Source organism: Arsenophonus sp. ENCA (assembly GCF_002287155.1).
GTDB lineage: Bacteria > Pseudomonadota > Gammaproteobacteria > Enterobacterales > Enterobacteriaceae > Arsenophonus > Arsenophonus nilaparvatae.
Genome location: NZ_NHNG01000474.1, coordinates 1 through 9,105, shown reverse-complemented (window position 1 = coordinate 9,105; position 9,105 = coordinate 1). Strand labels below are relative to the sequence as shown.

The window sequence follows — 9,105 nt, the reverse complement described above, 5'->3', positions numbered from 1 at the left end:
TCCCTGCTGACAGTTGAACGAGAAAGCCCCAATTCTCTAGCAATAGTGGCCTGAGTAACACCGTCAATTATTCGTTTTTCGATATAAAAACGCTCATGTAAGTTCAAATGTTTTCCCTTCATACAACAGTATCTCTTATGGGGTCATTACAGTAATTTTATCTATGTATGACCAAGGATTTACTTTGTTGCATTTCGTTTGGGAATTGGCGGGTTTGGTATTCCGGTGCAATATATTGTTGCACTTTGGGGATTAGAGAGTAAATTTGGTGAAGTTCAAGGACAAGAAGATGTGATTTTCGCCTTAGTCACTTTGTCCTTTGAGGGCCGCCGAGAACTTTTTTTTTAGTAAGCAACTGATGGCCGCACTCAAAATTATGGATAAAGGCTATGTGTCGAAAAACCAGCGTTTAAAAGGCTCTTGGGCCGGTGCAATGGGACAAACTCAGTTTATGCCCACCTCTTATCTATAATATGCTATAAATGGTAGTGGTAAAGGTCAGATTGATATCTGGCACAATAAAGCAGATGTTTTTGCTTCAATTGCCAATTACCTTAGGTATGAAGGTTGGCAAACTTATTTACCTTGGGGCACACAGGTTAAGTTACCAATAGGTTTTGATGTTGGTTTCGCAGGGATAAAGAAAAAAGGAAAATCGGTAGAACAATGGAAAAAGCTTGGCATAGAAGTTCCTGTGATGGCTGATTTGCCGTTAACTACACAGACTTGGTTAATTATTCCAAAAGATCCGCAAGGCAGGATCTATCTGGTGACCGATAATTTTCGCACCATTATGCACAGGAATCGTTCTTACTATTTTTCATTATCTGTCTGTTTAATGGCTGACAGTATTGCTCAACAAATATAATAAATTGAGTATAAGCAACAATAAATAGGAGTAAGACTATGTATCAACACCATGATTGGCAGGGCGCTTTGCTGGATGTATCTGCTAATAAAGTGGTTTGTGTAGGCAGTAATTATGCCGAACATGTGCAAGAAATGAACGCAAAGCAGCATAAAGAGCCGGTCATTTTCATTAAGCCGGAAACTGCGCTTTGTGATATCACTCAACCTATTTTATTGCCAAAAGGGCTAGGCACAGTACATCATGAAATCGAGTTAGCTGTTTTGATTGGCACGACGCTGAAACAGGAAAATGATCAAGAGAGAATTAAATCAGCAATTAAAGGGTTTGCCGTGGCACTTGATTTGACTTTACGTGACTTACAGCAAACATTAAAAGCATCTGGCCAGCCATGGGAAAAATCCAAAGCTTTTGATGGTGCTTGCCCAATATCCGGATTTATTGCTGCTCATGAGTTTGGTGACCCGCAAAAAGCGAGCTTAAGTTTATTGGTTAATAACGAAATACGACAGGAAGGAAACACTGCCGATATGCTGACAGCCATATTACCGTTGATCAGTTATATATCGCGGTTTTTTACTTTACGCCCTGGCGATGTTATTTTGACAGGCACACCCAAAGGTGTTGGCCCACTAAAAGTGAACGACGAGCTTACTCTTCATTTAAACGATCGAATTTTAAAAACACGAGTTATCTAATAAGAGGATTTTTATTTTATATGTCTCAGTCTTTTTGGCAGCGCAAAACGTTAGAACAGATGACCGATGAAGAGTGGGAATCATTATGTGACGGTTGCGGGCAATGCTGTATGCATAAGTTACTGGATGCCGATACCGATGAAATTTATTTCACCAACGTGGCATGTGATCAATTAGATCTTAAAAGCTGTCAGTGCAAAAACTATGCAAAAAGATTTCGTTATGAACCAGATTGTATCAAATTAACAAGGGATAATTTGACTACCTTCCGTTGGTTACCTAACACCTGTGCTTATCGTTTAATTGCTGAAGGAAAACCGCTACCAGCTTGGCATCCACTAAAAACTGGTTCAAAATTAGCCATGCACCAAGCTAAAATATCCGTTCGGCATATTGCGGTTAGAGAAATTGAGGTGATGGATTGGGAAGATCATATTATTAATACCCTTTGATTCTAGAGAAAAAAATGGAAAACCATTATTTAGAACAACATGTCAGATTAGCTAATGTTAATGATATTGCATCACTTTTTGCTATTCGAACCAGTGTAAAAGAAAATCACCTTTCCAAAAAACAACTCATTGATAAAGGAATTACACCTGACGCATTACGCGATATTTTGTCTGCGTCACCTTGTGCCTGGATTGCGGAAATAGCTGGCAATCCTATCGGTTTCTCTATGGTGGATATGGAACAAGGCAGTATTTTTGCTTTATTTGTTCGTCCTGAGTTTGCCGGGTAAGGTTTTGGCAAAATTTTATTAACCAAAGATGAAACGTTTCTTTTCCAACAATATAAAAAAATTTGGTTAACGACTGATGCTGCGAGTCGTGCCTGCGGTTTTTATCAAAAACTGGGTTGGTTGCCGGTTGAAAATTTGCAAAATGGAGAAATACGACTGGAAAAGTTGATTAATTAATATTATTAACTTGATTATTTTATTAGTCATCTAAAATTGGTCAATAGTATTCGTTGTGATGGCTAATTCACTTAAGTTACCTAAGAAACCAATTAGCAATTATGGCGGTTATATTCAGTAATCGACAACTGGAAGTTACTAGGCCGTTGGCGCCAGTTGCTGGCAGTATTTCACTTTGGATTATTCATTGGTTAATTAGTGATAGTTTTGTGCCATAAGCGCCCTAAAGCACTCATGGCAATCAGCTGCTAGAAACCCTAGCAATAAATATTGTCTTAATGTTAAAGATTAACCTTCAATTTTACTAGCACACGGCTCTCCTTGAGCAATCTGTTTAATATTTTGTAGGGTTGTTTCGCTAATGTTATTGAGCGCTTCTTCGGTTAAAAAAGCTTGGTGTCCAGTGAATAGGACATTATGGCAGGCAGATAAGCGGCGAAAAACGTCATCTTGGATCACATCATTTGATTTATCTTCGAAAAATAACTCACGTTCATTTTCGTATACATCCATCCCTAAGGCGCTAACTTTTTGTTGTTTTAGTGCTTCGATTGCTGCATTAGAATCAATTAAGCCTCCACGGCTGGTATTGATCACCATAACCCCATCTTTCATTTTATTGAAGGATTGTTCATTGAGTAAATGATGATTTTCCTTTGTTAATGGACAATGGAGGCTAATAATATCGGCATGCTTTAATAAAGCATCTAAATCAACATACTCAGCACCAAGCTCTAATGCTGCTTCACTGGGATATGGATCATAGGCAAGTAGTTTCATACCAAAACCTTTAAGAATAAGTAATGTTGCTAAACCGATTTTACCGGTACCGATAATGCCAGCAGTACGATTATGCATGTTAAAACCGGTTAATCCTTCCAATGAAAAATTGGCATCCCGAGTACGTTGGTAAGCGCGGTGAATACGTCTATTTAGACAAAGCATTAAACCTACGGTATGTTCAGCGACAGCCTCGGGAGAATAAGCAGGTACGCGTACAACTTGAATAGCCAATTTTTTTGCCGCAACTAAATCGACATTATTAAATCCGGCACAACGTAAAGCTAAAATTTTAACATCCAGCTTTGCAAGCTCTTTAAGTACTGCTTGACTGGCATCATCATTAACAAATATACAAACCGCATCAGCACCTGCAGCATTTTTAGCAGTTTGCGGGGTGAGTGGAAAATCAAAGTACTCGATATCAAAATTAAAATGACCCTGTTTATTAATTTGATCGAAATGAATGCGGTCGTATTGTTTTGTACTATAAGAAACGACTTTCATTGGAGGTTCCAATATAAAATGAGTATAACTTTTGCACCTATAGCGATAAATGTGCTTAGTGTTAATAGAATGGCACAAATAGAGGATTATATGAATCGATGGATAAAAATTTGTTGATAACATCGCTAACGTAGTTGTGTTGTAAATCTATTAATAAGATGGATCAATATTAAAGATCCATTATTATGGTTTTAATGAGGTTGATTAAAACAAAGGAATAGTAGAGTGCCTAAATTAATAAAATATATTATTTTGCTATTCATAATCTTGTTTTTTATTGTTATCACCAGTTGGTTTTCAATCCCGCATTGGTTACCTAGAGTCAGTCAATTATGGCTACCCAAAGGTGCAACATTGTCAATGACGTTACCAAAAATCACCGGCCAAGGGATTGTTGTAGCCGATATGAAAATCGCACTAGGCAGCTGTGAATGGGTCAAGGTGGATCAATTAACTGTTTCTTCGGCAACTAAATGGCCAACAAAATGGATAATTCATGCTCAATCGTTAGTGAGTGACAATAATTGCTTATCCCAGTTAACAGACGATCAAGCTACACAATCTGAAATAGATATAAAACAGATCATAACCTCAATCCCGTCAATGGAATTAATAATTGAGCAACTTGTTTTACATCCCTGGCCATTTTTGGCTGGCAAACTTCAGTTACAAGTAAGCCAAAGTCATCACTTGCACATCGATTATCAAGGTGAAAATGTACAATTTTTGGCACGAACGACCACGGCAGATTATTTCAATATAGAGCATATGTTTCTTCGGCTGAATGAAGATACGGTTAATTTAACCGGTAATATCGCGTTACCATTGAGTTCGACATTAATTCCCCAACAAGGAAAAGTTGACGCGACTTTAACGACTAATCGCTATGCTAAACCGATAGTTGCGCAATTAAATTGGGTAAATCGCTCAGGGACTTTACAGCTAACAGAACAACAGTCTCAAATGCCATTCCTCTTTCTGCCCTTGCAATTAGATGACCAGTATTTGACTATTAAGCAAGGAAACTGGCGTTGGCAAAATGGTGATCAATTATTATCAGGAAAAATCGATCTTCGTCTGGCTAATTGGCGTGATAATTTAGCTGATATGCGTATTAGTGGCCGCGCTAATATGCTGACGACGGGTGGGGAAGGCAAAGCTAATTTAGTGCTGACTGTTGAGCAGGGTAAATTAGATTGGCTAAATAGCCATATTCCATTGCAATTAATGGGACAGGTTAAAATTAATGATCTGATTATTGATATGCGAACCCCAACCCTGATTTTAGGTCCATTGCTCTCTCCGCGTATTACTTTTTTACCATCATCATTAATTAGAATGTATGGCAAGATAAATAAAACATTAACGCTTAATGAATTACGTCTACCGTTAGCGGGAACTTATTTGACGGCACAAGGGGTAACTGGGCGTTTGCAGGCAATTGCTGATACAACTGACAGTTATTGGGGTAAGGTAAAATTACATTTTGATGGACAAGCCAATAATTTTAAACCAGATCAAGGTCAATGGCGATGGCGTTATTGGGGCCATGCACAATTACCCCCCCTTAATGCCAATTGGGATCTTAGCGGTGATGGTTACTGGATTAACTCTTTATTGGTGGTAAACAGATTGAATACCGGATTTGATAAAATTCAGTATGGGATGGTTAATATGTTTCATCCCCGTTTAACGCTATCAAAACCCTTAAAATGGCAACGTGATGCTAAGCGCGCTAATTTTACTGGTGAGCTTATTTTACGTACTAATCGAATACAGTTTGGTCAAGAGAGCTTTTTACCAGCAACCGCGATCACAGCTAAAGTAACTGGTCGCAATCCAGCAGATTTCCAATTATCCGGAGCACTATCAGCGCAACAAATAGGTCCAATTCTATTTTTTATCCGTTGGGATGGTATACGCTTAAGAGGAAATGCGCGTTGGCAAAATCAGAGTGTATTAGCTTTTCAATCGTTGATCCCTGCAGATTTGGCTATCACCTTGCGAGAAGGTAATTTTTATGCTCAAGCTGCATTTTCTGTGGCGCAAGGCCAAGGGGTGATTGCTGGTGGCCATTGGTCGGTTACTAATGCTGGATTGTGGTTAAAAGATGGTAGTGTTGATGGGATTGATTTTATTTTACCCTGGCGTTTACAAAATAGTCGCTGGCAGCTGGGAACCAAGTCACCGATCCAAATTAGGATCAAACAGGTAAAAAGTCTGTTTGATATGCGTAATATAACGGCTGATCTTTATGGCTATTATCCAGCTAGCGCACAATTCCCTTTAGTGTTACGGGCAGTTAATGTTGATTTGTTAGGCGGCGCTGTTAGGTTAGCTAAATTACGTTGGCCGCAAATAGCGCCAGCCATACTCACTATTGATCGAATAGATTTAAGTCAATTATTAACTCGCCTTAGAACCACGACTCAGGTTGCGATGTCAGGAAAAATAAGTGGTCAATTACCTTTCTTCCTGAATAACCCGGATTGGATTGTGAAAGAAGGATGGCTAGCAAACTCAGGCAATATTACCTTAAGATTAGGGAAAGAGTTAGTGGATTCTATCGGTGAAAATAATTTATCGGCTAGAGTTGCTATGGCCTGGTTACGTTATTTGGAAATAAATCGTAGCCAAACCGAAATTAGTCTAAGTAATCTGGGGGATATCACGCTCAATGCTCAAATTCATGGCGTTAATCCTTTAGAAAGCAAAAATCGGCAAGTTAGATTAAATTACCGCCATCAAGAAAATATCTTTCAATTGTGGCGCAGTCTACAATTTGCTAATAATTTAGGTGATTGGTTAGAAAAAATATTTCGCTAAAAAAAGGTGAAAATCAGTAATGAAAAGGCAAATTTGGTATATGCTGATCTTATCAGTGGCATTTTTATTAACAAGTTGTGTTCGGTTAGAGGTGGCAACACCGGATAAGCCAATAAATATTAATATGAATGTCAAAATTGAACATGAAATTAAAATTAAAGTTGATCGCCAGGTTGAGGGGTTACTAAAAAATAATAGTGATCTTTTTGGATAACAGATGACATGATGAAAAAATACATTTTACCTTTTTTATTGATATTAATGAGTGTTGTTGTCAGTTTTTCCGCCTTGAGCTTGTCAATTAGCGAAGCTAAGCAGCGTGGGCTGGTCGGCGAAACCTTAACCGGTTATCTGGCAGCAGTGGCGAAAGATAATGCTGAAGTGAACGCATTGGTTAACAGCATTAATCAGGCTCGTGAACAAAAATATGCCGAAATTGCGCAAAGTAATCAACTTAAGACTGAGCAAGTGGCCAAAATTGCCGGCCAAAAATTAATAGATGGAGCGAAAAAAGGTGAATATGTATTAGATATTAATGGTCGCTGGACACAAAAATAAGATACTATAGCACTCTATTATTTTGGCAAAGAAGAGTATGTGTCAGTGACATCGTGTTTTGATGGTCAACTCAGCAAATATGCCCCTTCAGTAAGGTCTAATTAAACGTGAACTCTGATTTAATAGCATTATATGCTGATATTGGAAAGCTATTATTGCGTGATCAATTGTTATTAAAAAAACGCTTAGCAGGGATAAAGAAAATAAAAAATGAAAAATCCCGCCAATCGGTTATTGAATTAGTTAAAACAGATATTGCTGCCGGGCAGAAAAAAATTGCTCAGCGGCAAAGCGCTCTTCCAGTAATTATTTATCCAGAAAATCTCCCTGTTATTGAAAAAAAACAGGCAATTTATCAAGCGATCCGTGATCATCAAGTGGTTATTATTGCAGGTGAGACGGGGTCGGGCAAAACAAACCAGATCCCAAAAATTTGTTTAGAGCTTGGCCGAGGGATAAAAGGCTTAATTGGTCATACCCAACCTCGTAGGTTGGCTGCGCGCTCAGTTGCTAACAGGATCGCTGAGGAACTTAATATCCCTTTAGGTAGCGCTGTTGGTTATAAAGTCCGTTTTAATGATCAGGTAAGTGATAATACGTTCATTAAATTAATGACAGATGGAATTTTATTAGCAGAATTACGTAATGATAAATTATTACTGCAATATGACACGATAATTATTGATGAGGCGCATGAACGCAGCTTAAACATTGATTTTATTCTGGGCTATTTACGCCAATTATTACCTAAACGCCCTGATTTAAAAGTTATTATCACCTCAGCGACCATCGATCCCGAGCGTTTTTCCCAACATTTTGATCACGCGCCGATTATTGAGGTATCAGGAAGAACTTATCCAGTAGAAGTTAGATATCGGCCAATTATTGGTGACAGCAACGATAGTCATCGTGATCAGCTTGATGGCATAATCGATGCGATTGATGAATTAAGTCAACATGCTATTGGCGATATTTTGATTTTTATGAGTGGTGAGCGTGAGATCCGCGTTACCGCCGAAGCATTAAATAAGCTGAATTTAAAACATACTGAAATATTACCGCTTTTTGCTCGTTTATCTAACAGTGAACAAAACCGTATTTTTCAATCTCATCCAGGCAGAAGGATCGTATTAGCGACCAATGTGGCAGAAACCTCATTGACCGTTCCTGGTATTAAATATGTGATTGATACCGGTTATGTGCGCATTAGCCGTTATAGTTATCGCACAAAAGTACAGCGTTTGCCAATTGAACCAATTTCACAAGCTTCGGCTGAACAGCGTAAAGGGCGCTGTGGCCGCGTCTCTGTAGGGATCTGTATTCGCTTGTACTCGGAAGAAGATTTTTTAGCTCGTCCGATGTATACCGATCCTGAAATTTTACGTACCAATCTGGCTTCGGTTATTTTGCAGATGATGGCGATTGGACTAGGTGATATTAATCAATTTCCTTTTATTGAAATGCCTGATAAACGTAATATTCAAGACGGCATTCGATTACTCGAAGAATTAAACGCTATTGCTAATAAAACCGCTACTGGTGGCGATTATCAACTGACAGAAATTGGTCGTCAGTTGGCACAATTGCCGCTCGATCCACGTTTGGGACGTATGGTTTTAGAGGCCAGAAGGCATGGATGTGTGCGAGAAATTATGGTGATAAGTTCCGCGCTTTCTAGAGGCTGTCGCAAAAGGGGTGGAATTTTTTTTTCAACAATATCCCACCGTGCAGATTTTCTCTTTTTCTGATTTTAGTTTGTACAAATAATAGACTGAAAATCATCCATAATATCAGAGCAACCGCTCTTGATAAGTTATAGGCCATTGCATGCAGGGTAAATTCGAGCTTTACCGCTAATAATCCCTTACGCCGGAAACGTTCCAAACCCTGAATTCCCCGCAATGCTGAAAACACAGGTTCAACCATGCTCTTTCGCTGATTCAAGATTT

The 9,105-nt window shown here is 38.6% G+C and carries 9 protein-coding genes and 2 pseudogenes; 8 read left to right on the top strand and 3 right to left on the bottom strand.

Annotation, left to right across the window (positions count from 1 at the left end):
- A partial coding sequence (locus CBG25_RS21435; RefSeq protein WP_366212652.1) for a helix-turn-helix domain-containing protein occupies positions 1-122 on the bottom strand: 122 nt, incomplete at its 3' end.
- A gap of 91 nt (positions 123-213) precedes the next feature.
- Between CBG25_RS21435 and CBG25_RS12275 the strand changes: the two are divergent.
- From CBG25_RS12275 to CBG25_RS12260, 4 genes and pseudogenes are all read left to right on the top strand, one after another.
- Positions 214-868: pseudogene (locus CBG25_RS12275) on the top strand (lytic murein transglycosylase); the annotation flags it as partial.
- A gap of 38 nt (positions 869-906) precedes the next feature.
- The gene (locus CBG25_RS12270) at positions 907-1,566 is read left to right on the top strand and encodes a fumarylacetoacetate hydrolase family protein (RefSeq protein ID WP_290606939.1); all 660 of its coding nucleotides are present in this window, start codon (positions 907-909) and stop codon (positions 1,564-1,566) included.
- Positions 1,567-1,586: 20 nt separating this feature from the next.
- Complete coding sequence (locus CBG25_RS12265) at positions 1,587-2,018, top strand: YcgN family cysteine cluster protein (protein ID WP_290606937.1); 432 nt, start codon at positions 1,587-1,589, stop codon at positions 2,016-2,018.
- A gap of 14 nt (positions 2,019-2,032) precedes the next feature.
- Positions 2,033-2,308, top strand: coding sequence for a hypothetical protein (locus CBG25_RS12260; RefSeq protein WP_290606935.1), 276 nt, complete (start codon positions 2,033-2,035; stop codon positions 2,306-2,308).
- Positions 2,309-2,773: 465 nt separating this feature from the next.
- Here CBG25_RS12260 and CBG25_RS12255 read toward each other — a convergent pair whose 3' ends face one another.
- Complete coding sequence (locus tag CBG25_RS12255) at positions 2,774-3,772, bottom strand: 2-hydroxyacid dehydrogenase (RefSeq protein ID WP_290606933.1); 999 nt, start codon at positions 3,770-3,772, stop codon at positions 2,774-2,776.
- A gap of 225 nt (positions 3,773-3,997) precedes the next feature.
- Between CBG25_RS12255 and CBG25_RS12250 the strand changes: the two genes are divergently transcribed.
- The 4 genes and pseudogenes from CBG25_RS12250 to hrpA form a co-directional block, all read left to right on the top strand.
- Complete coding sequence (locus CBG25_RS12250; RefSeq protein WP_290606931.1) at positions 3,998-6,598, top strand: YdbH family protein; 2,601 nt, start codon at positions 3,998-4,000, stop codon at positions 6,596-6,598.
- Between the two features lie 19 nt (positions 6,599-6,617).
- The gene (locus CBG25_RS12245) at positions 6,618-6,812 is read left to right on the top strand and encodes a YnbE family lipoprotein (RefSeq protein WP_290606929.1); all 195 of its coding nucleotides are present in this window, start codon (positions 6,618-6,620) and stop codon (positions 6,810-6,812) included.
- A gap of 11 nt (positions 6,813-6,823) precedes the next feature.
- Positions 6,824-7,156 carry a YdbL family protein gene (locus CBG25_RS12240; RefSeq protein WP_290606941.1) on the top strand — a complete coding sequence of 111 codons (333 nt, stop codon included), beginning with the start codon at positions 6,824-6,826 and terminating at the stop codon, positions 7,154-7,156.
- 107 nt (positions 7,157-7,263) lie between these two features.
- Positions 7,264-8,832: pseudogene (gene hrpA / locus CBG25_RS12235) on the top strand (ATP-dependent RNA helicase HrpA); the annotation flags it as partial.
- Here hrpA and CBG25_RS12230 read toward each other — a convergent pair.
- Entirely contained in the window at positions 8,831-9,082 is a 252-nt protein-coding gene (locus CBG25_RS12230) for a transposase (RefSeq protein WP_290605545.1), read from the bottom strand. The pseudogene hrpA and the gene CBG25_RS12230 sit on opposite strands and share 2 nt — an antisense overlap.
- Positions 9,083-9,105 lie beyond the last annotated feature (23 nt).